Source organism: Marinomonas vaga (assembly GCF_055388305.1).
The window spans coordinates 863,409-885,679 of record NZ_AP043903.1 but is presented as its reverse complement, the minus strand read 5'-3'; the positions used below and the strand labels follow the sequence as shown (position 1 = coordinate 885,679).

The window sequence follows — 22,271 nt, the reverse complement described above, 5'->3', positions numbered from 1 at the left end:
TGCCATCGGTTTAATGAATAAATAGCTAAAAACCGAACAGTCTATTTCTTAAATCGCAATAATGAGCTGGGAACTTTTTTCCTTGCTGTGCTTAATCAATCCAAGCTGGGTTGAAGGGCTTGGGTGTTTTGTTTCCAAGTTTGTAAGACTAGGCACACGCCGATCAGCAACATCCCAATCCATCCCCAAGTAGTAATGTGCTCTCCCACAATGGTGACGGCGAACATTGCCGCGACGACCGGCTCGAACAGTGTCAGGATGGTGGCGGTGCTGGCATGGGTGGTTTTCAGTCCAAAACTGAATAACACATAGCCAAGAAACATGGGCACAATGGCCATATAGAGTGCTACGGAGGCATTGTGTAGATCCGCAAACAGATGATCTCCAGTGAACCAAAGTGATGGCAGTAAGACCAAGGCACTGACCCCAAACATGCTGCTGATAGAAGCTTTCGAGTGAATGCCTGCCTCAATCAAATGTTTGCCAATCCAGGCATATAAGGCATAAGCCAAGCCCGCCACCAAGCCCAATATAATGCCTACAAGGGTGTCTTGGGTGCTGGTGTGATAAGTACTGGCATCGTTAGAAAATGCCAGTAGCAATATGCCGGTAATGCCTAGGGAAAGACTGATTAGCCATCGAGTTGTCACGGGGCTTTTTTTGCTGATGAGCCATTCCAATAAGGCGGTAAAAAAGGGCGCACTGCCGATGGTGACCACGGTACCTATGGCCACCCCTGCAAGGTGCATGGAGCTGTAAAATGCCAATGGATAGGTGGCTATTCCTAATGCCCCCAATACCACCAAGCGTCGATGTTGCCAAAGTAGACTTCTGTCTTGCTGTAAGTTTTTCATTGCTACGAGGGCTTGTAGCAGGCCGCCAATGCCCATGGCAAAAGCGCCAATCGCCAATGGGCTAATGGCTGGGGCAAGGCTTGCGACAGTTCCTGTGGTGCCCCACAAAAAAGACGCAATCAGGATGGCAATATGACCCATCTGGGTCCCAGGGGATGCCTGTGTAATGGTAGACATGATGTAACCTAGTGAATGACGTTAGACCCATAGCATACGATGAATTAGAGCTTAATTTTGTGCAGATCGGACGCTTTGTTAGGGTGATTGGCTGTTTCTAATGGGGCACCGATAGCTCTCTAGGGGAGACACCAAAATGTTGTCGAAAACGTCGGCTGAAGGCAGAGAAATCCCCGTAGCCTACTTGCTCAGCTACCAAACGAATGGGGATGTCTGAGTGAATGAGCAGGGCTTTAGCTCGCTCCATGCGTTGCTCAGTTATATAGCTTAAGGGGCTGTGTTGAGTGTTTTCTTTAAACAGCTTCTTAAACTGGGTTGGGCTGAGATGGGCTAGGTCGGCCAACAAGTTGATATTAAGGGGCGCAGCCAGATGATCCAAAATATAGGTTTGCACTCTGCGAATTCGCGGGTCCATGTGCACGTTAAGGTTCTGTTCGTTCAGCAGCTGGTTAAACAACCGGAACAAGGAGGCTTCAATATCAGGGTGTACCTGATGGGCCAGTTGTTTCTCCACAAACATTAAGAAGCTTTGCAGAGGTCCATTGGTGGCAAATACCTGCTCTGTGCTGGTGGCCAGATGATCGGGTAAGTCCGTCATGTCTGCGACGACAAAGCGAGCCGATTCATCAGCGCGAAAATGATGCTCCTGCCCCTTACGAATCACCACACATTCTCCCACTGCAACCGCCCCTTGATAGGTGGGAATCTCGATCATGATGACACCTTGGGTAGGCAGTACCAATTGATGGTAGTCGTGCAGATGGGTGCGACTCTGCCGAGTGTAAGATCGAATGCTTAGGCTGTTTTGCATGGCTTGCTCAGCTCATAATGGTGGTTAAGTGGTCATGTCATGGTACAACGGTGGCATATTGTAATGCGACATTGGCTTCATAGTTGTGTTTCATTCTTAACTTGGATACAACATACAAAATATAACACGAACAGTTAGGTAGGATTCATGGCACGTAAAATGGTGGCAGGGGAAACACAAGGTTCCCTATTGTGTTCACAAGAAGGTTTAAGCTTTTGGGGGGGCGTGGATTCGGCTTCGGGCAAAGTGGTGGACGCTCACCATCCGCTGCACCAACAGAGTCTGGCCGGAAAGCTCGTCATGCTGCCAACCAGTCGAGGTTCTTGTACCGGTAGTGGTGTGTTGCTGGAGTTGATTCAGAATGGCAATGCCCCTGCCGCTTTGATCTTTCGGGAAGCGGAAAGTGTTCTGACCTTAGGGGCATTGGTGGCCCATTATGTGTTTGATTTGTCCTTGCCCGTGATTCGACTTTCGGCCTTAGAATTTGATCTGCTAAGCCAGCAGACTAGTGCGCACATTCAATCCGATCGCATCCTGTTTGAAGGGGGCGAAATAGGTTTGGAGCCTGCGTCAGAAGGGGCAGTACAACTGACTGAAGCGGATAAAAATAGACTCGCTGGTGGCCAAGGGGAAGCGGTTCGTATTGCCATGCAGATCTTGTGTGCCATGGCCCAGAACGAAGGCGCTACGGGCTTTTTAGATGTGTCGAAAGTGCACATTGACGGTTGTATCTATGCGGGAGATGCCTTGCGACGCTTTGCTCAAGTATTTGATGAGATGGGCGCTAAGGTCACCGTTCCCACCACTATGAACTCCATCTCCGTTGAGTATGCTCGATGGCGACAGCAGGGGATGGACGAAGGGTTTGGCGAGGCGGCCCAAGCCCTAGCCGATGCATACTTAAATATGGGCTGTCAGCCAACATTTACTTGCGCACCTTATCTATTAGAAAACCCGCCTAAGGTGGGCGAGAACATTGCTTGGGCAGAATCCAACGCCGTGATTTACGCCAACAGCGTGTTGGGGGCGCGTACCGCCAAGCACCCAGATTTCCTAGATCTCTGCATTGCTCTCACAGGCCGTTCACCCGCCACGGCTATGTACCAAACAGAACAACGCAGTGCCCAGCGTATCATTGAGATGGCGTATTTTGAGACGGTGGATGACGCCTTCTGGCCCATGTTGGGCTACTTAGCGGGCAGTTTGGCCCCAGATTGTATTCCTCTGATCCGTGGTGTGGCGCACTTATCCCCAAATGAAGATAACTTAAAAGCCCTTTGTGGTGCCTTTGGCACAACATCTGGGGCGCCTATGTTGCATGTGGAGGGCATCACCCCTGAGGCGGATCAGGTTCTGCCTGAGGCCCAGATAGTAAAAGCGGATAAAGAGTCATTGCAGCGGGTTTGGCAACAGTTCAATCCAAAGGTGGCTCCAGTTCAGTTAGTGGCCTTAGGGAGTCCGCATTTTTCGGTGTCAGAATGCCGCGATTTGGCTGAACTACTGGAGGGGAAAGCCTGTAAAGAGGGCGTGGTGGGCATGATCACCATGGGTCAAGGGAGCTTAACTCAAGCGAGAGCCGAGGGCTTGGTAGGCAAGATCGAATCGGCGGGTTTTCAGATTCACGGGGACTTGTGCTGGTGTTCTATCTCCGAGCCGGTGTTCCCTGTGGCAACCCAGACCCTAATGACGAACTCAGGTAAGTACGCCCACTATGGTCCAGGTTTGAGCCAGCGAGAGATCCGCTTTGGTAGCTTAGCGGACTGTGTGGCAGCGGCCATGACGGGCCGATCGCCTTCAAATATGCCTAGCTGGTTGGCATAACGCAGTTGCGTCCAGAACGTTTCGCCAGGTACATAGCATCGTCAACCCGTTTAAACAGGCTGTTAAAATCGTCCGTTTGGTAGCTGGTGGCCACGCCGATACTGGCGGTCACAGGGGGTAATCCCTCTGGTGATGCAACAGTGATTGCTTGACGCAGCTGCTCGGCAAACATAATGGCATCTTGTTTGGTTACATCGGGTAGCAATAGGGTGAACTCTTCGCCTCCCCATCGAGCAACATGATAACGCTGAGTGGTTAGCTCTTTCATAAGACCGGCAACATAAGTCAGTACCCGGTCACCCACTAGGTGGCCAAACTCGTCGTTGATGCTCTTGAAGTGGTCTAAGTCCAATAACAAAATGGAGGATTGGATCGTACCAGTGTTGCTTTTATGGAGGGCATCTTTGAGTAAATAGGTGAATTCGCGACGGTTCAGCAGGCCTGTGAGAGGGTCTTTCGAGACCAGCTCTTGCAATTCAAGGTCGCGACGTTTTTTCTCGGTAATATCTCGGCAAATACAGAGCAACAGAGGTTCATCGTCATAAAATGTGGTGTTGCTACTGATTTCAACATTCAGTATGACGCCATCTTTTCGGCGATGTCGCGTTTCAAAGGTAACCCCTTCAAAATCGATTTCGGTCAATAAGCGAATGATTTCGGGCTTGGAAAAATCTGCATCCCAATCCCATATGTGCATGTCATAAACTTCTTCCCGTTGGTAGTGCAACAGGTCCAGAAAAGCTTGGTTAATGTCCACAGCTTCCCCTTGCATATTCACCAAAGCAACAGGGTCACGGGTACTTTCAAATAAAAAGTGCCATGCGGATTTTTCGTTTCTAATCAGCTGTTTAATGTCCGTATCAGGTTGATCGATGGCTACGTCTTGGTGAAGTGGTCGATCTAGCTCGCTCCCTATTTCAATATCTGTTGATGTCATAAGCGGGGGCTCTTTTAAAGGGCTTGCATTGGCATTGCTTTGTGCACATGAATGACAGGTATCAAAGCAATATCTAATCTAATTAGACTAGCATTTTGTGCAAAAATCACTGTTCTGTTTTGTTATCAGCTTGCTGGGATATGTTGCGAAACGCGTCTTTTTGGTGCGCGAATAAATGTTTGCACCGAAACATTTTCGGCTTTAGCTTCTTTAAGCTCGATCAATAAATGCACACTTAGGCTTTCAATATGGGCCTGAATCATAGACAGTAAAAGAATAAGAATGGTGAGAGTGCAGAGTTACCATGTCGATAAAGGATATAGCGACGCAGCTGGACTTGTCCGTCTCTACGGTGTCTCGGGCGCTGAATGATTACCCAGATATCAGCCCTCGGACAAAAAAGAGGGTATGGAAAGCGGCACAAGCCTTAGGCTACAAGCTCAAGCGAGATGATAATACCCAATGGACGCAAACGAAGAAGTCCGTTTGTGTGTTATTGCCAAGTCATGAGTCGCAACTAATCGACCCCATTCTTTCTAAGGTGCTAGCGGGAACCCGTCAGCATCTTCAGCAACATGGCTATCTCCTGCAGGTGATAGCCCTTGATCAAGGCCGCGAAGAGTTGAGCCAACTGGAGCGCTTAATTCGCTCCGGTGATCAAGATGCCTTTCTTCTTTTACGCACGCGGGTGAATGACCCCAAAGTGCATCGTCTACTCAAGCTTAATGTGCCTTTTGTGTGTTACGGCCGAATGGAGCTAGCCCAGCATTTTGCGTGGTTGGATTTAGATAATTACCACATGGGGCGCATGGCTATTGCTAAGCTCGCTGAGCTTGGACACCACAAGGTGGCGATTCTTGCCCCTGACAAGCGTTACTTCTTTGTGCAGGAGCGTTTGCGGGGGATTGCTGAAGAGGCCGCCGCCCAAGGTTTGGTTTTGTCTTCGGATTATTGGATCGAGATGGATTTTGACGAAGAAGCTTGCTATCTCGCCTGCGTTGAGCGGCTTCTTCAGTACCCTGAAATCACAGCAGTGTTGGCCCTGACCAGTGTGGGAGCCAACAGTGCGGGAATGGCGGCACTGCGTGTTGGAGATCAACACCGGCAAGTGGCCATTCTTGGTTGTGATACGCCCTTGGATGAGCAACGGGCAAGTCTCGGCATTATTGGCTTGCAACAGGCGCCACCCCATTTGATTGGTGAGCGTTTGGCTGACATGGTGTTGGCGCGCATTCAAGGGACTCCGGTGAAAGACCTACAGGTCGAGCTGTCCCCCGGGGTTGTAACGTCTGGGTAAGCTTTGCTTACCGTGAAGGATAACAATAAGAGGAAGACGAACATGACACCTAGCAAATCGACTCTCGTTGCCAGCGCCCTAGTGGTGAATGGGCTAATGCTTTCCCCCCTTGCTGCGGCGGCCACCACGGTGGAATTTTGGACCGCACAAACCCAATCGGATCGGATGCAAACCATTCAGGTATTGGCCTCTACTTTTGAAGCCTTGAACCAAGGTATTTCCGTTAAAGTGGTGCCCGTAGATGAGAACGAGATGGCCACGCAAATGGCGGCCGCAGTGGCGGCAGGCACTCAGCCTAATCTGATTGAAGTGAACTCAGAAATCATCATGGCGTTTGGTGAGGAAGGCATCGTGGATGCGGATCTGCACCAACAAGTGCTGAACGATATCGGCGCGGAACGTTTTCATGAAGGGGCGCTGACTTCCTTAAAATCCCCCAATAATACCTATTACGGCCTGCCGTACCATGGCTGGATCCAAGGTATCTGGTATCGCACGGATTGGTTCGAAGAGGCCGGACTGGAGCCGCCGACCACTTGGGAAAGCATCGAAGCCGCGGCTGAGGCTTTGACAGACCGTAGAGCGAATCAATACGGCATCCTTGTCGGTACTAAACAGGACAGCTACACGGAGCAGGTGTTTACTCAACTGGCACTGTCCAATGATGCGCAACAATTCGATGCTGAAGGGAACTTGGTGTTTAACAGCCCAGCCATGCTAGAAACCCTAGAATTTTACAATCGTCTGGCGCAATACAACCCGCCGGGACCACAAAACTGGCGAGCCCGAGATTATTACATGCAGGGCAAAATGGGCATGTTCTTTTACTCGTCCTACATAATGGATGATCTGGCTTTGGCGGAAGTGGCCAAAGGCTCTTTGACAGCGGAGAACTTTAAAGATTTGGTGGGGGGTACCTTTGACCCTGAGTTGGTTAAGAAAACCGGCTTTGCGCCCATTATTACCCACAAGTCGCCGTCGTCTTACGGCACCATCTCTGGGTTAGTGGCCTTGGACGCTGGTTCAGATGAGCAAGCGCAGGCTACGGCTAAGTTTATGGAGTTCTTGTATGAACCCGCCAGTTACATCAGCTTCTTGCACATGGCTCCGGGTGGCATGAACCCCATGTTAAAAGGCATTGCCGAAGATCCTGTGTACTTAAACGATCCTAACGGTGTGTTTGAACTATACGGTCCTGAGAAGATGACTCAGATCGTGTCAGGGTTTGAGGACATTCGTTCCTTCTCCGTAGTGGAAGGACGCACCTTCCCGAAATCAGGGGAAATCTTCTCCAAGTCTGTGATTCCCCGCATGGTCTACAGCGTCGCCATTGAGGGACAAGACCCACAAGCTGCCTTGGATGAAGCAGAGCAAGAAATGCAAGCCATCGTCGGCGAATAAACCATTTGTGAGTTAGAGCGCCCTGCACCCCTCGGGTGGGGTGGGCGCTCATTACAAGGAGGTCGTTATGTCTTCGGTATTGAAGCAAAACGAAGCGTCGTTAGGGTTGAAGTTGATTGCACCTGCGGTGGGCATCATCGGCTTGCTGGTGTTGTACCCGATTCTGTTCAACATTTATCTCAGCTTTTTCGACGTGCAGCTCAACGGGGAGAAAACCTTTGTTGGGTTTGAAAACTACAGTGTTCTGTTAGGCAATGATCGCTATTACCACTCCATAGGCGTATCCATCATTTATCTGATTGGTACTGTGTCGGGCACCACCTTATTGGGGCTTGGGGCGGCTATTCTGATGAATCAGGAATTCCGCGGGCGCAATATGGCTCGGGGCTTGATTCTGCTGCCTTACTTCGCTCCTGTGATCAGTGTGGTGTTTGGTTGGCAGTTCATCTTTGATCCAGTGAACGGCATTTTTAACCATCTCGTGGTGGATGTGATGCAGCTGACTCAGACACGCACCAACTGGATTGGAGAGCCGGATTCCGCTTTGTTTGTGGTGATTCTATTCGATATTTGGAAGCACTTCCCTATCGCGTATTTGTTGCTACTGGCCAAATTACAAAGTGTCCCCAAAGAGCTTTATGAGGCGGCCGCGATTGATGGGCAAAATGCCCTTGGGCGCTTTTGGCACGTGACCTTGCCGGAGATTCGTTTTGTCCTTGCGACTGTGATTCTGTTGCGGGTGATTTGGAATTTAAATCGCTTTGAGGATGTGTATCTGCTGGCGCCTAATGTTGAAACACTGCCCATATTTACCTACTACCAAGCCTTCGCTGGCATTGTGGATCAAGGTATGGCCGCAGCGATTTCTGTTATTCAACTGCTGGTATTGGTCGGTTTGATCTGGCTATACGTTCGCAAAGTGCTGAAGTGGTGATGACAATGAACAGACGAACACCTTTGCAATCGGTGATTCTGTATGGGCTGGTTTTGCTGCTCGTATTGTTTTGCCTATTTCCATTTTTACAAATTTTATCCACCTCTTTGAAACATCCCATCGACTGGGGGAACCCTTCTCTGATCCCCAGAGTATTGCATCTGGATGCCTACAAAGAGCTTTTGGGGTTGATGCCCGCCCAGGAAGTGGAGGTGCCCGCGAGCATTCAGAGACTGCTGGAAAACCCTGCTTTATCGGATGCCCAGCGGCAGGCGATCCTAGCCAAATTTACGTCCACTGAGAGCGTCTTTCCGTTTGGGCGTTACATGTTGAATACCTTCGTGATTTCTTTTGTGACGGGTATCTGTGCCACCTTTTTAGCCTCTCTTGCTGCCTATGCTATCGCTCGCTTACGGTTCCCCGGTCAGTCCTTGATGGCCAACGGGGTTTTGTTTGTGTACATGGTGGGGGGCGTATTGCTGATGGTGCCCTTATATCAAATGAGCGTGAGTGTGGGCTTGGCTTCTAGCTCTGCAGGGACCATCTTCAGCTTGTTCTTGATCTATTTGATTCAGACCATGCCGGTGGCCATGTATATGCTGGGGAATTACTTTCGCACCATTCCCTTTTCCTTAGAAGAAGCGGCCATGATGGATGGCTGCTCTCGGGTGGAAGCATTCTGGCGAATCATTTTGCCCCTCTCTAAGCCCATGTTGTTTACCGTGTTTATCTACTGTTTTGTGATTGCGTGGAATGAGTATTTATTCGCGTCAGTGTTTTTGAAACAGTACCAAGATTTCCATACCTTGCCGTTGGCATTGCAAACCCTGTTTACCTCTAAAAACGCCATTTGGGACCGCATTATGGCGGCGTCTATGTTGACCCTATTGCCAGTGGTGATTTGCTTTATGTTGGCTAATCGTTACTTGTCAGGGGGCTTAACAGACGGCGGTGTAAAAGGATAAGGAGCAGATTATGAGTTCAGTCATTCTTCGTAATGTGAATAAGTCCTACGGCAACTTGCCGATTGTTAAAAATCTAAATTTGGAAGTTCAGGACGGGGAGTTTGTCGTCTTAGTTGGCCCCTCAGGCTGTGGCAAAAGCACCACCTTGAGAATGGTGGCAGGGCTGGAAGACATCACTTCTGGGGAAGCGCAAATAGGGGGCAAAGCGGTGAATGATCTGCCGCCCCATAAACGCAACATCGCCATGGTGTTTCAAAACTATGCCTTGTATCCCCACATGTCAGTACGGGAAAACATCGTATTTGGTCTGAAAAAGTCCGGGGCCGATCAAGGGACCATTAAGTCCCGTTTGGACGCAGTTTCCGAGATGCTGAAGCTGGAGCCCTACTTGGATCGCAAACCCTCGGATTTGTCCGGCGGTCAGCGTCAGCGGGTGGCCATGGGGCGGGCATTGGCTCGGGATGCGGAGGTGTTCTTATTTGACGAACCTTTGTCTAACCTTGATGCCAAGCTACGCCATCATATGCGCACAGAGATTGCGCGGATTCAGCATCAGTACAACATGACCGCCATTTATGTGACTCATGATCAGGTTGAAGCCATGACCTTGGGAGACCGAGTTGTTGTCATGCGGGATGGTATTGTGGAGCAAGTGGGTACACCCATGGAAATTTATCTGCAGCCCTCTAACACCTTTGTGGCGACCTTTATTGGCTCTCCGGCGATGAACTTAATCGAAGCCAAGGTGGAAGGGGAAGAGTTGGTGATCGATCAGTATCGATTGCCAGCCGCCAAAATTGGTCATGTGGATATGGCGACGTTAGCCAAACATGAGACGGTGTTGGTGGGGATTCGCCCTGACTTTTTCGAAGATGCCACCTTGCATCCTGCGGATGAAGACAGTTTTCAGTTTGAAAATATCACCATTGATTTGGTGGAGAATCTTGGGTTTGATCAGGAAACCTTATTTAAGCTGGGAGGCGAAGATTGCAAAGCTCGTCTAGACTTAAGGTCACATCTAGATCGGGGTGTGTTGAGCACATTACAGGTGAATTTGGAGCGGGTGCTTCTGTTCGACACTGATCCCCAAGGCATGTTGCTTAACCCAGGTCATCTGGGGTAAGCGGCATAAAAGCGTGCGGCGAGCGCTCTGTGCTCGTGCGCACGCGCTTTTCCAGCGCTGGCCATCTCTCTGGCAGGGTTTTGTTATTGTTCTTGCGACACTTTTTTAGAATTGTGCTACAACTTATATAACCCCTTTCAAAGAAGCTCTGCTTCTATGATCCTTCTCAAATGTGTTGGGAGATCTGCACACCTATGAAACCTGCATTAATGATTCGTCAAAAAATCAGTCTTGGTTTAGCTGCCATCATAGTATTGGCACTGGTTGTTATTTACTTAGTCGTGGAAGGCAAGGTGAAATCAGACCTCATTGAAGAGCGTCAAATTCAGATTCAAGCGAGTCAGCAGGGACTCATCGATTTGCTTGGAGCTAAGCTAGATCAGGTCCAGTTGTTGACCAGTTCTTTAGCGCTGAGCACCAGTGGTTTGCCAAAAGATGTGGACCTGTTTAAAAAAGTCTTTCCGCCCTTGATTGATAACCATGGTGATTCAGCCATCGCGGGTGGAGGTATTTGGCCTGAACCTAATGCGTTTACCGCCGGTGTGGATCGTCGTAGCTTTTTTTGGGCGCGTAGCGACAGTGGCGTTGAGCTACTGGAGGATTACAACGACCCAAACGGTTCTGGATATCACAATGAAGGCTGGTACACAGTTGGACGTAATGCACCTTTGGATCGCTGTAGTTGGTCAGAAGCTTACACTGACCCAGTAACCAAGATTCCTATGGTCACCTGTACGGTGCCCTACAAGCAAAACGGTAAGTTTGCCGGCGTGGCCACCGTAGACATGATGCTAGACGGTATCGGCGACATCTTGAAAGAACACGGCCAAGAGCATGAAGGGTATGTGTTTGCTCTGGACGCGCAAGGACAAATGCTGAGCTTTCCTGAAACGGCGGCTAAAATCGTAAATCCGGACGACACCATGGTGACAGCAGCGGATTTGGCGAAGAAGCTCCCTTGGATGGCGGGCGTATTAAATGCGGCTAAGACCCTTAAAGGCTCCACCTTGATGGAGATCGAGAACGACGGCATTTTGAATGAAAAAACCTATGTGGACTTGGTGAAAGAGCCTAAAACTGGCTGGACCATAGGCCTTGTGGTGCCCCGTGGTGTGATGACAGAAGTGGCTCAAAGCATGGGCATCTTTATCATGCTGGCGGTGGGCGGATTGCTCATAGTCGTTGGCATTGCCGCGTTTGTATTCTTCAGAAGCCTACTTACTAAGATCGAACAAACCACATCACAGATTAACATGCTGGTGTCCGGCGATAATGCTCAAGAGTTAGAAGAAGGCACGCTTAATGAGATAGGTGAGTTGCGCCAGGCGGTAAATGCTTATGGCGGCAAGCTGAAAATGCTGCTTACTAGTATTCACGCAGAGTCCGCCAAATTGGTGGATGATGCGGGCAAGTTGAAGCTATTTAGCAATGAATTCCTCAATAAAGCCAACAGCTTGAGTGATGAAAACCTGACCTTGGCAGCGGCGACCGAAGAATTTGGCTCTACCTCAGCAGATGTGGCCATGTATTCCAACGAAACCAAAGAAACCGTGGAGCGGATTCACCAAGACGTGCGTAGCAGTGGCCGTGAGATGTCCGGTGTTATTGATACTATGCGCTCCTTGTCCAATACCATGGACAAGGCTCAAAACAATATCCTGCAACTGGATGAAGACAGCCGCAAAGCTCATAGCATGCTGGGTGTCATTCGAGACATTGCGGAACAAACCAACTTGTTAGCCCTGAACGCCGCCATTGAGGCGGCCCGAGCAGGGGAAACAGGCCGTGGCTTTGCTGTGGTGGCGGATGAAGTGCGTAATCTGGCCGCGAAAAGTGAAAGCTCTGCGGTGGAAATTGAGCAGGTGCTAAACCGACTACAGGAAACGTCGAAAGAATCCGTCAGCTCCATGTCTTTGGGACAAGCGGAGACAGAAAAAGCCGTGAACAATGCCGAGTCTACGGCCCAGCACCTTCATGATGTGGTGAATGCCTTCTCACAAATAACGGATCAGGCGACCCAAATCTCTGTTGCTGCTAACGAGCAGCAGAAAGTCTCTAGCGACTTGAGTGAGTTTGTGGCCCGTTTACAAGGGCTGACCAGCAGTAATGCGGACGACTCTAACCGTTTAAGTCGTATGAGTGAGGAAATAGATGCGATCGCGAGACGTCTAAACTCCCTGAAATAATGACGGACATTGGGCTTGGCTTAACCAACGGAGGTCTATATGACAACAGTACTGTGTTATGGCGACTCATTAACTTGGGGCAGTGTTCCCAATGGTGGTCGTTTCCCAGCCCATTTACGTTGGCCGCAATTGTTGCAGCAAGAGCTAGGTGAGTCCTATCAAGTCATTAATAATGGCCTTCCGGGTCGTACCACAATTTGGGACGACCCCTTTCGGGAAGGTCGTAACGGTCTCACTTATATTCAAGCAGCGTTGGAGATTTTTGGCCCGGTCAAAGTCTTGATCATTATGTTGGGCACTAATGACCTGAAACGTTATTTTAACGTGGGGGCTTATGAAGCGTCTAAAGGCGTTGAAAAGATCATCCAGCGGGCTCGTTTGCCATCGGATGTGGGCTTTCCTTATCCCGAGATCATTGTAGTAGCTCCACCGAATATTCATGACCCGAAAGGGGAAATGCGGGACGTCTTTGCCGGCGCAGAAGAAAAATCCCAGTTCTTTCATCAGTACTATCAAAATGTAGCAGCGGCCAATCATTGTGAGTTTCTGAATGCAGCAGGCTTAGTGTCTGCTTCCACTGTGGATGGCGTGCATCTTGATTCAGAAGCTAATCAGCAATTAGCCCACGCTTTACTCCCTAAGGTGACAGGTCTAATTAAATAAGCCATACAGTGACGATTAGCGTCACACTGATGGCATCTGTATGGGTAAATTTGCCTGTCTTTGTCCCTCGTATGTCCTTGAATAATTGGTTACGCTAACACCAAGTCACTCAAGGAGTATGATAATGAAGGTGAGTTTTTTAGGATTAGGCACCATGGGATACCCTATGGCGGGTCATGTGAGCAAGGCTGGCCATGAGGTTGTGGTGTACAACCGGACAACCAGTAAAGCTGAAAACTGGTGTGAAACCTATCAAGGGCGTGTCGCGGTGACCCCTGCTGAAGCGGCGGCACAAACAGACATTGTGCTCACCTGTGTGGGTAATGATGACGACCTGCGCTCTCTTTACCTCGGTGAGCAAGGTGCTCTCACTCAAGCCAAGCCAGGCACCCTTTTTATCGACCACACTACGGCTTCCGCGGAAGTTGCAAAAGAGCTGCATGCAGCAGCCAAAGCAGCGCAATGTGATTTCATTGATGCCCCTGTATCCGGTGGTCAAGCTGGTGCGGTTAATGGTGTTTTGACAGTCATGATTGGTGGCGACCAAGCCTTAATTGATCGTGCCCAGCCAGTGCTGGATTGTTACGCCAAAGCGGCGACTCGCATGGGCGATGTGGGAGCTGGTCAAATGGCGAAAATGGTCAACCAAATCTTAATTGGTGGTGTGCTGACGGGACTGTCAGAAGGCATTCGTTTTGCTCAGAAAGCAGGGTTAGACATTGAAACCCTTGTAGACACCTTGAAGTTCGGTGCGGCAGGCTCTTGGCAGCTAGAAAACCGTGGTCAGACCATGGCGAAAGATGAGTTTGATTTTGGTTTTGCCATTGAATGGATGCATAAGGACCTAGGCATCGCTTTGGCGCAGGCTGATACCATGGGCTTGAAGATTCCCCATACTAAAGCGGTAGATGACGCTTATCAGGGATTGATGGCAGAAGGGCGAGGTCGTCAGGATACGTCCGTGTTGATTAAGTCTTTGGATAAAGACCAGTAGGACTCTTAAGGACTTGAGATGTAAACGCGCAATCAGACCATAGGCTTGATTGCGCGTCTTGTGTCTCAGAAAGAGTACAGCACTGATACAGTGGTTTCTGTATCTGTTTTTTCTGTATCTGCTGGAACATCAGATGTATGTTTGATGCGATAAGCTAGCTTCATGGCAAGATCATTCAAGATGTTTGCTTGGATTGCAGAAACGGATTCGTTAACGGTGCTACCGCCGCTCGTGCTAATTTCCGAAGTTAAATCCTGACGAAATAGGGAATTGGCTGTGAGTTTGTTTTCATAGGTGGCCGCCAGGCGGACGAAGGAGCCACGATCTGATTTCCCGTCAGGGTCTATGTCTCTGTCGATGCCGTAATCACGGTATCCTACTCCAGCGGAGGCTTCCAAATAAGAGCCGTCCGCTTGTTGCCAGAAGCGATTACCATAACCGGTGGAAACAGAGCTTTGATGACGGTAGCCACCGAAGCGGTCACGGTCATAGGTGCCACGGACATACCAGAACTCTTCTGTGTTGAATTTGTAGTTGCTCTGTACCGACCCCGAGTATTTTTCCGCAGTAGTGTCATCATCAGCGCTGCTGAACAAAGAACTTAGGGAGTAATCGGTACGCCATTTTAGGGATTCTTGAGTGATGGCGAGTCGACCATTTAGGTTGTTGGTATCTGAGTTCCCAGAGGTGGCGATGTAACCAAGTTCTGCGGAGCCGGAGATAGGCTTTGGATCTACGACGGGTTGGTCGGCTGCATAGGCTAGCGGCGTCGCTAGCAAAGCAGACATGACCGGTATGAATACTCGTTTCATGGTTCATGGCCTCTTTGAGTCGGTGTGTTTATAGGTTCTTAAAAAGCTATCACACAGACCTTCATTTCGAGAGGCATCTGCTAGGACATTGCATATTCCAGCGAATTTTCCTAATTAGCGCCTGAATAGATAGGTAAGTTTGCTAAAGCTGCACTTTGGGTTCTTATTTAGTCGCTAAGTAAGAAAACGGTCATAATACAGTGAATGTTTAACCTTTAGGTCATTAATGAAGAGTGCCTATGATTGAGTCACCCCAATACTTGAATGCTTATCCAGTGGATATTCAACAGCGCGTAATCTCCATGCTGGAGCAAGAAAAGACAGGGGCTTGGTTGCTAGGGAAATACCCCAAACGTCATGACATTAATGGCGCTCAGGCGCTGTTTGACTATGGCATGGGGATTAAAAATCGCTACATGAAAAGTTCGGCTCCGATCAGTAAGGTAGTCTATGACGATAAAATTCATGTGATTAACAATGCCCTTGGGTTGCATACTTTTGTCTCACGGGTGCAGGGCAGCAAGCTAAAAGCTAAGCATGAAATCAGAGTGTCAGCGCTTTTTCGCAATGTTCCTGAGCCTTTTTTGAGAATGATCTTGGTGCACGAGCTCGCTCATCTGAAAGAAAAAGCCCACAACAAAGCCTTCTACAATCTGTGTTGCTACATGGAGCCGGATTACCATCAACTAGAGTTCGAGCTAAGGGTGTATCTTTGCCATAGAGATAGGTTTGGAGAGCTTTGGACTCTTTAAGTATGAGTTAAAGAGTCCAAATGCTGATTAAGCATAAGCATCAACTGATTGGCCCAACGGGTCATCAGGATCTTTTTCACTAACGGTAGCCTCTTCGTCTTCTTCAGAAGATGAGTTGGATTCCTGCTGCTTGGCTTTTTGGGCCTCTTGCATTTCAAGTTGAGTGATTTGTTGTTGTAGCATTTGAATTTGTTGCTGTAACAGCTTTGCCTGCTCTTCATCTTCCTCTGTTTTATCTGTACTCGTAGAAATAGTAGTAAGCTCCTCTTGAAGCGTTTTTACTTTCTCCTTAAGAGTATCAATCCGAGATGACGATGATGATTGAGAAGCGCTACTGCTTTGGCTAGTGATGCTACTCAGATTCATTGAGACGCTGCTCATAAAAAACCTCCTTGAAATGTGTTGGGTCATACTTTGTTAAGTATCGACACATTTTTCAGGAGGCTTAAGCATTTTTACTTAAATTTACAAAAAGTTGATTTGGTCAACCAAATGTTAATTTAAGTCATCAGCGCTATGGCGTTCTAACACGCTTCCATCACCCCAGTGATTGACTCGGATGCCTCGTTTTACGGCGGGACGTTGGTCGATCTCTTCTGCCCAGCGTTTAACATAGGTGTAGTCTTCCACTTGTAGGAATTCTGCGGCATCGTATAAACGTCCCAGTACCAGCGCCCCATACCATGGCCAGATGGCAATGTCGGCAATAGAGTATTCGTCCCCAGCCATGTATTTATGCGTTGCCAAGTGCTTATTCAGTACATCTAACTGGCGCTTAGCTTCCATGGCAAAGCGGTCAATTGGGTACTGCATTTTACGTGGTGCGTAGGCGTAAAAATGACCAAAACCACCCCCGATGTATGGACCAGAGCCCATTTGCCAAAACAGCCAGTTGCGGCATTCTGTTTTCGCTTTTAAATCCTTTGGCACTAGGGCATCAAACTTATCGGCTAGATATTGCAGGATGGAGCCAGACTCGAATACTCGAAGCTCTGGGGACTCTGAGGTATCCAACAGGGCTGGGATTTTAGAGTTCGGGTTAATGTCCACGAAGCCAGATGAGAATTGTTGACCCTCGTTAATGCGAATGGGGTAAGCATCGTACTCCGCCTCTTTTATTCCTAGCTCCAGCAGCTCTTCCAGCATGATGGTGACCTTTTGGCCGTTGGGTGTCGCAAGGGAATGAAGTTGCAGCGGATGTTCACCACGGGGGAGTGCTTTTTCGTGGGTTGGGCCGGAATAAGGGCGGTTGATTTTTGACTGCCCTGCTTCGCTTTCAAGATCCCATTTCCAAACCTTTGGTGGTACGTATTCGTTTTCAGAACTCATAAGACCCTCCTAGTAAGATCCATAAATTAATCTGTTACCTATAGGTATAGAGACTAAGGGCTGGGCTTTAAAGGGACATAGTTTGCAGTGAATGAGGAACGCAAGGTACTGGAAGTAAAAAAGAGCACCTAAGTGCTCTTTTGAAAGTGATTTATTAAGCCTTTGCTAAGGAAAAATCGGGCTTCACATGGGTGATTTTTTTGATGATAAAAGCTAATAAAACCCCATACATAGGTATGAACAACCCAAGACTAATCAATAACTTAAATCCGTAATCTGCCCAAGCAATGGCTTGCCAATGTTCGGCCATGAAGGGATCTGGGCTTTGGTAAAAGGCAATACCGAAAAACGCTAAGGTATCCAAACCATTACCAATGACAGTCGAAGCGGCAGGGGCGACCCACCAACTGCGAAGCTTGCGTAAACGGTTGAACACATGCACATCTAGGATTTGTCCCAACAAGTAAGCCATTAAGCTGGCCACCGCAATACGGGCCACAAAGAGATTGAATTCACCGAGTGCCCCAAACCCTTGGAATTGACCTTCGTAGAATAGAACCGATAGGCCATAGGATGCTGCCAAGGATGGTAGCATTACCAAGAAAATAATCTTACGTGCCAGTGCTGCACCGAATATGCGAACGGTCAGGTCAGTGGCTAGGAAGATAAATGGGAAGGTGAAGGCACCCCAGGTCGTGTGGAATCCAAACACTGTGAATGGAATCTGTACCAAGTAGTTGCTGGATGCGATGATCAGTAGGTGGAAGGCAACGAGATAACGCAGCGCCTTGCCTTGCTGCTCAGGGGAAAATTGGCTCATTTTCAGACCTTTTTGGTTAGTTTGGGGTAAGGGAACCCAAATAGAAAGTTTCACTTTCTTTGGCGAATCTATTGTAAAAACTGTGTAGTCAAACAACGGCGGGTGATTATACATTAACCACTAAGTGTGTCTAGTTCACACTGATGGCAGCCAAGCAGTTCAGGAAGGAAGCGCCTGCCAGATCTTTGATTGAAAGGAGTTACCCATGATGTACTGCAAACGATTGTGCCTAGTATTGGCCGTTTTTTTATCCTCCGTTGCTCAAGCGGGCTCTTTAGGTGTTGAAAAAGATATTGAATTGCTCACATTGGATGGTGTAGCAGTGAAAGAGAACTATTGGATCCCACGCTCGGTAAAGTCTGGGGAGCACCAATTGGTGTTTCGTTACGCTAAGCGCTTACAAGACGGTGGGCGAGAAGTGGATTATAAGACACCACCTTTGCTGATCACTCTTAACATGTTGTCCAGTGATGACATTGTTGTTTTGGCTCCAGAGTTAAACACCAAGAGCCAGGCGGATTTATATCTGACAAACAACCAATTTTGGCGCGTTAAATACAAGAACGGCACGGTAAAAACAGTGAAGTTTGAGGTACTGAGCAAAGAGACCAATTTGCCAAAAGAGTCGATTCATACCTTGGTGGCGGAATACAATAAAACCCACCAAAATGAATTTGTCCCTGCGCAACCAGAACCTACGCCAGAACAAACGAACGATTTGTTGCGTTCCGTCCAGTTACTGTATATCCAAGCCAATGAAACTCAACGGGAAGAAATTCGCACTTGGATTATGAATCAGTAGTATTCAGAGTTACCACATTGGCTCGACCATGGGCTTTCGCTTCATACAGCGCTTGGTCTGCCAATGCGATGACTTTTTCAGAGGTGTCTTCCGCCGAAAGCTTGTCAAAATAAGCGATACCCACACTGATGGTGATGTGCTGTTTTGGGGAGCGGGTATGAGGTAATTGGGCATCGACCACCCCCTTCAATAATGCGTGCCCCAACTTGTTAATCTGGGCTTGGGTAACGCCTGCTGCGGCAACGATAAACTCTTCCCCGCCGTAGCGCGCTAACATCCCTTGATTAGCCCCCACTGTCGTACGCAGTATTTTTGCCACCTGTTGCAAACACAAGTCCCCGGCTAAGTGGCCATAGTGATCGTTGTAGCGCTTAAACCAGTCTATGTCGATCATCAGGACACCAAAGCTCGACCCTTTGTCTTTGGCCGTTGGCCAAGTGGCACGCAACCAATTAAAGAATGAGCGACGGTTGGCGGTGGCGGTAAGTTCGTCAGTATTACTTTGTTCGTGTAAGGAGGCATTCAGCTTACGCAGCTTTTGATTCGCTTCTTCGGCTTGGTGCTGTGCTTCTTGAGCTTTTTGATGGGATGCTTGGTTCGCTTCCACAAAGACTGAAAAGGCTTTCCCAATAATGGAAATTTCATCTTGCCCCGATTGGGGGATAGGGACGGGCTCTCCTTCCACATGTTGCAGCATGACGCTGCTGAGTCGGTTTAGACGTTGAATCAAAATGCGCTGAATGAGCCAATATGCCACACCGATTAGGAGTAGGAATATCAAACAAAATCCTACAATCATTTTTGATACCGACTCAATATGGCGGCTGTGTTCAAGTGCGGCGGTATCGGCTTCGGATTTTACGTACAGATAGAAATCATAGCTTGCGCCACTCAGGCGCTGGGCATAGAGGCGTGTTTCTCGCATGGCGGCTAAGGTACGCATACGGGTCTGATCAATGTTCATTTTAAGAGAAAGCGCTTGGGACGCTAGATCTTGAAGCTCAGCAATAGTCTGCTGTTGAGCTGGGTCATCGGTTCTGAAAGCAGCTAATTGTTCCAGCTGGTAGGTTACATCCCGAGTGCGTCTAGAAAGCAGGCCAGGGCTGTCAGCTCGCAGCATGAACAATAATGCGCTGGTCGTATCAGAAATATAGGGCGTCAGCTCATTACGCACATCGGTAAAAGGGGATGGCTGCAATCTAGCAAGGCCACGTTCGATATCTCTAAGGCGCAGTTCTTGTCTGAGCTGTTGCTCAATCATTTTATAAAACGCCAGTATTTGCTCGAAATAAGGTCGAGTGAGGGTGTCAACACGATCGATTAGCTCGGCTTCCCGATCGCTGTGTGCCACCAATGAGTCCCGCGCTACGGTAAAGATCTTGGTAATGTCCGTTTGCAGTACGTTGGCGTCGATCTTCCCAAGTCGCTGGGTGACGGTTTTTTCCATGGCTTGGGTGGCGATCAGCTCCGCGTCTCGAGACAGCTCTGCTGCTAGCATGGCACGGTCATAGTAAGTTTGGGTGATGGCGTTAAATTGTTTGGTTTGTTGCTGTAATGTCCAGATCCCAAAGCCAGACGCCACTAGAAAGAAGACGATAATGCTCAATAACACAATGTTCAGACGTAAACCTATTCGCTGTGTTTTGGATACTTTGAAATCGTCTTGGATCATTCTAGTTAATCACTTTTGTATCATTTAAACGGTGGTGCAAACATGAGTCCGCCATCACGCCATAGGGCATTTAGTCCCCGTTCTTGCCCGATGGGGGTGTCGAGACCTAAGTGACGGTCGTAGATTTCGCTATAATTACCCACGGCTTTGATAACACGGTAAGCCCATAGTGGGTCTAGTCCCAGCTGCTCACCAATATCCCCAGATTCTCCCAATAGGTTTCGTACTTCTACATTTTTGGAAGAGGCTTTGATCTGATCGACGTTCGCTTGGGTGATGCCTTTTTCTTCCGCTAAAAAGGTGGCGTGGACAATGGAGCGAATAATGCGCTCCCATTGGTCGTCATCATTGCGCACCGTTGGGCCGATAGGTTCACGGGAGAAGGTCTCAGGAAGTACCTTGTAGTCGTCTTTTTGCTCCACGCGGTTTGCCAAGTTGATGGCTAGATTCATACGATCAGCACTGTAGGCGTCACAGACACTGCCACGGAAAAACTGATCGCCATTGGTGTATACCACTTCCGTATCAAACCCTTGGGCTTTAATGAAATCTTCTAGATTACGCTGGGTGGTCGTGTTGCCAGTCACGCAGACCGTTTTACCGTCGAGATCGTTTACCGAGTCAATGCCTGCGCTTTTGCGCACCACGAAACCTTGTCCGTCAAAAAGGTACAAGGTGGGGAAGCTGACTTGATAGGTGTTTTCTCTGCCGAGGGTCCAAGTGGAGCTGAACATGACCACATCAGTGGATTTTTCCACAAGGGAGGTGAAACGAGAGGTGGCTCCGACTTCTAGGTAACGTACATAGTCAGGGTTTTCTAATACGGCGGCGGCAGTGGCCCGACAAAAGTCCACATAGAAGCCTTCCCACTGACCTTCTTCGTTAATTGCGCTTCGGCCAGGGTCATCTGGGTAGACGCCGCAATTTAAGTCTCCTCGTTCTTTGACAGTGCTTAAGGTGCTCGCGAATGTCATGGAAGACAAGGTTAGTAAAGAGGCCGATAAAACAGCAGTACGCAAAGACAGGGGAGCTTTCATGTGAATGTCCTTATCTGAAGTGATACGCAATGTTACGCCGGAGTAGTCACTTTAATATAACGAATAACTTTCCGGATCACCACAAATCTGACGGACTGGTTAAATCTTATTTGTCATGAAGTTAGACCGTTTTCGTTGCGGGAAAACGGTCGTTCAAATGTAGGCAGGAAATTAGTGAACAAGATTCGCCGTTAATACAAAGGCATCCATATAGCCACGCTCTCCATCCAGGGGCGTGATAGGCGATGCATAATGGAAAAACTGACGATCATTAATCACCACAAACTCACCATGGTCCAAGGGCGCTTTTACGATGGCGTCGCTTTGCTCATCCGGGTGCACACTGACTTCACCCCCGCCAATGTTATGGCGTTGAATAATGTAAATGCCAATGCGGTCAAAGCCGTCTTGGTGAATGCCTTCAGGGGCCACATCCACTGAATGGTGATCAGCAAAGATGCGCATTTGATGAACCTCAATGGTGGCACCGTCTGCGATATTGGTCATATTTTGAAAATGTTCAAACAGAGCAAGGAAGCCGGTGTCCTTTACTGTTTCGTCATCTATTTCAGGATAGGTGCGTTCTACATTTCCTTGAAAGTGGTTAATGCTGGCGTCTTGAACGAAGGCCTTGGTTGGCAGACGTGCGAGCTTGTCGTCTTTAAAAATAAAACGCGAATAACGGCGTAAGCGATAAGAACCGTCGGCGTAAGGGTTAGGTGGTAAGCCATCAAATGAGGGGGCAAGATGGTCAACGGTGTTGGCGTCTAGTTGGCCAAGCTCGATACGAAAAGCATTCTGTGCTGATTTTGTGGTCAACATATAGGTATCCTCCAATAGCGTCGGCAGATCATGCGCAACGTTTGCAGATTTTTATTGTAGAG

At 48.6% G+C, this 22,271-nt stretch carries 21 protein-coding genes; 11 read left to right on the top strand and 10 right to left on the bottom strand.

Annotation, left to right across the window (positions count from 1 at the left end; genetic code table 11):
* Positions 1-95 precede the first annotated feature (95 nt).
* Positions 96-1,031: a DMT family transporter gene (locus ACZ5DR_RS04130; protein ID WP_377366397.1), complete on the bottom strand. Its 936-nt coding sequence runs from the start codon at positions 1,029-1,031 to the stop codon at positions 96-98.
* A 97-nt stretch (positions 1,032-1,128) separates the two neighbouring features.
* The gene (locus ACZ5DR_RS04125) at positions 1,129-1,842 is read right to left on the bottom strand and encodes an AraC family transcriptional regulator (RefSeq protein WP_377366398.1); all 714 of its coding nucleotides are present in this window, start codon (positions 1,840-1,842) and stop codon (positions 1,129-1,131) included.
* A 147-nt stretch (positions 1,843-1,989) separates the two neighbouring features.
* Here ACZ5DR_RS04125 and lhpI point away from each other — a divergent pair, with 147 nt between their 5' ends.
* Complete coding sequence (gene lhpI / locus ACZ5DR_RS04120) at positions 1,990-3,663, top strand: cis-3-hydroxy-L-proline dehydratase (RefSeq protein ID WP_377366399.1); 1,674 nt, start codon at positions 1,990-1,992, stop codon at positions 3,661-3,663.
* Here lhpI and ACZ5DR_RS04115 read toward each other — a convergent pair.
* On the bottom strand, positions 3,647-4,600 hold the full coding sequence (locus ACZ5DR_RS04115) for a sensor domain-containing diguanylate cyclase (protein WP_377366400.1): 954 nt from the start codon (positions 4,598-4,600) through the stop codon (positions 3,647-3,649). The two genes, lhpI and ACZ5DR_RS04115, sit on opposite strands and share 17 nt — an antisense overlap.
* A 304-nt stretch (positions 4,601-4,904) precedes the next feature.
* Between ACZ5DR_RS04115 and ACZ5DR_RS04110 the strand changes: the two genes are divergently transcribed.
* The 8 genes from ACZ5DR_RS04110 to ACZ5DR_RS04075 all read left to right on the top strand — a co-directional run bounded on the left by ACZ5DR_RS04110 (position 4,905) and on the right by ACZ5DR_RS04075 (position 14,163).
* Complete coding sequence (locus ACZ5DR_RS04110; protein WP_377366401.1) at positions 4,905-5,897, top strand: LacI family DNA-binding transcriptional regulator; 993 nt, start codon at positions 4,905-4,907, stop codon at positions 5,895-5,897.
* A gap of 42 nt (positions 5,898-5,939) precedes the next feature.
* Positions 5,940-7,298, top strand: a complete 1,359-nt coding sequence (locus tag ACZ5DR_RS04105; protein ID WP_377366402.1) for an ABC transporter substrate-binding protein — start codon at positions 5,940-5,942, stop codon at positions 7,296-7,298.
* A 67-nt stretch (positions 7,299-7,365) separates the two neighbouring features.
* Positions 7,366-8,232: a carbohydrate ABC transporter permease gene (locus tag ACZ5DR_RS04100; RefSeq protein ID WP_377366403.1), complete on the top strand. Its 867-nt coding sequence runs from the start codon at positions 7,366-7,368 to the stop codon at positions 8,230-8,232.
* Between the two features lie 5 nt (positions 8,233-8,237).
* Complete coding sequence (locus tag ACZ5DR_RS04095) at positions 8,238-9,197, top strand: carbohydrate ABC transporter permease (protein ID WP_377366404.1); 960 nt, start codon at positions 8,238-8,240, stop codon at positions 9,195-9,197.
* A 10-nt stretch (positions 9,198-9,207) separates the two neighbouring features.
* Positions 9,208-10,320 (top strand): ABC transporter ATP-binding protein, encoded by a 1,113-nt coding sequence (locus ACZ5DR_RS04090; protein WP_377366405.1) that lies wholly within the window; start codon positions 9,208-9,210, stop codon positions 10,318-10,320.
* Between the two features lie 194 nt (positions 10,321-10,514).
* Positions 10,515-12,506 (top strand): methyl-accepting chemotaxis protein, encoded by a 1,992-nt coding sequence (locus ACZ5DR_RS04085; RefSeq protein WP_377366406.1) that lies wholly within the window; start codon positions 10,515-10,517, stop codon positions 12,504-12,506.
* Positions 12,507-12,545: 39 nt separating this feature from the next.
* On the top strand, positions 12,546-13,169 hold the full coding sequence (locus ACZ5DR_RS04080; RefSeq protein ID WP_377366407.1) for an SGNH/GDSL hydrolase family protein: 624 nt from the start codon (positions 12,546-12,548) through the stop codon (positions 13,167-13,169).
* Between the two features lie 124 nt (positions 13,170-13,293).
* On the top strand, positions 13,294-14,163 hold the full coding sequence (locus tag ACZ5DR_RS04075; protein WP_377366408.1) for an NAD(P)-dependent oxidoreductase: 870 nt from the start codon (positions 13,294-13,296) through the stop codon (positions 14,161-14,163).
* A gap of 65 nt (positions 14,164-14,228) precedes the next feature.
* On the opposite strand, the gene ACZ5DR_RS04070 is transcribed toward ACZ5DR_RS04075, so the two are convergent.
* Entirely contained in the window at positions 14,229-14,975 is a 747-nt protein-coding gene (locus tag ACZ5DR_RS04070) for a DUF481 domain-containing protein (RefSeq protein ID WP_377366409.1), read from the bottom strand.
* 239 nt (positions 14,976-15,214) lie between these two features.
* Here ACZ5DR_RS04070 and ACZ5DR_RS04065 point away from each other — a divergent pair, with 239 nt between their 5' ends.
* A complete protein-coding gene (locus ACZ5DR_RS04065; protein WP_377366410.1) occupies positions 15,215-15,727 on the top strand; it encodes a M48 metallopeptidase family protein in 513 nt (170 codons plus the stop codon).
* A gap of 27 nt (positions 15,728-15,754) precedes the next feature.
* On the opposite strand, the gene ACZ5DR_RS04060 is transcribed toward ACZ5DR_RS04065, so the two are convergent.
* The 3 genes from ACZ5DR_RS04060 to ACZ5DR_RS04050 form a co-directional block, all read right to left on the bottom strand.
* The gene (locus ACZ5DR_RS04060) at positions 15,755-16,108 is read right to left on the bottom strand and encodes a FlxA-like family protein (protein ID WP_377366411.1); all 354 of its coding nucleotides are present in this window, start codon (positions 16,106-16,108) and stop codon (positions 15,755-15,757) included.
* 114 nt (positions 16,109-16,222) lie between these two features.
* The gene (yghU, locus tag ACZ5DR_RS04055) at positions 16,223-17,056 is read right to left on the bottom strand and encodes a glutathione-dependent disulfide-bond oxidoreductase (protein ID WP_377366412.1); all 834 of its coding nucleotides are present in this window, start codon (positions 17,054-17,056) and stop codon (positions 16,223-16,225) included.
* Positions 17,057-17,210: 154 nt separating this feature from the next.
* Positions 17,211-17,876, bottom strand: a complete 666-nt coding sequence (locus ACZ5DR_RS04050; protein ID WP_377366413.1) for a 7-cyano-7-deazaguanine/7-aminomethyl-7-deazaguanine transporter — start codon at positions 17,874-17,876, stop codon at positions 17,211-17,213.
* Between the two features lie 205 nt (positions 17,877-18,081).
* Here ACZ5DR_RS04050 and ACZ5DR_RS04045 point away from each other — a divergent pair, with 205 nt between their 5' ends.
* Positions 18,082-18,678, top strand: a complete 597-nt coding sequence (locus ACZ5DR_RS04045) for a DUF2057 family protein (RefSeq protein ID WP_377366414.1) — start codon at positions 18,082-18,084, stop codon at positions 18,676-18,678.
* On the opposite strand, the gene ACZ5DR_RS04040 is transcribed toward ACZ5DR_RS04045, so the two are convergent.
* The 3 genes from ACZ5DR_RS04040 to ACZ5DR_RS04030 all read right to left on the bottom strand — a co-directional run bounded on the left by ACZ5DR_RS04040 (position 18,665) and on the right by ACZ5DR_RS04030 (position 22,209).
* Positions 18,665-20,350 (bottom strand): GGDEF domain-containing protein, encoded by a 1,686-nt coding sequence (locus tag ACZ5DR_RS04040; RefSeq protein WP_377366415.1) that lies wholly within the window; start codon positions 20,348-20,350, stop codon positions 18,665-18,667. The genes ACZ5DR_RS04045 and ACZ5DR_RS04040 overlap by 14 nt on opposite strands.
* 20 nt (positions 20,351-20,370) lie before the next feature.
* A complete protein-coding gene (locus ACZ5DR_RS04035) occupies positions 20,371-21,387 on the bottom strand; it encodes an amino acid ABC transporter substrate-binding protein (protein WP_377366416.1) in 1,017 nt (338 codons plus the stop codon).
* Positions 21,388-21,558: 171 nt separating this feature from the next.
* Positions 21,559-22,209 carry a 2OG-Fe dioxygenase family protein gene (locus ACZ5DR_RS04030; RefSeq protein WP_377366417.1) on the bottom strand — a complete coding sequence of 217 codons (651 nt, stop codon included), beginning with the start codon at positions 22,207-22,209 and terminating at the stop codon, positions 21,559-21,561.
* Between the last annotated feature and the right edge of the window lie 62 nt (positions 22,210-22,271).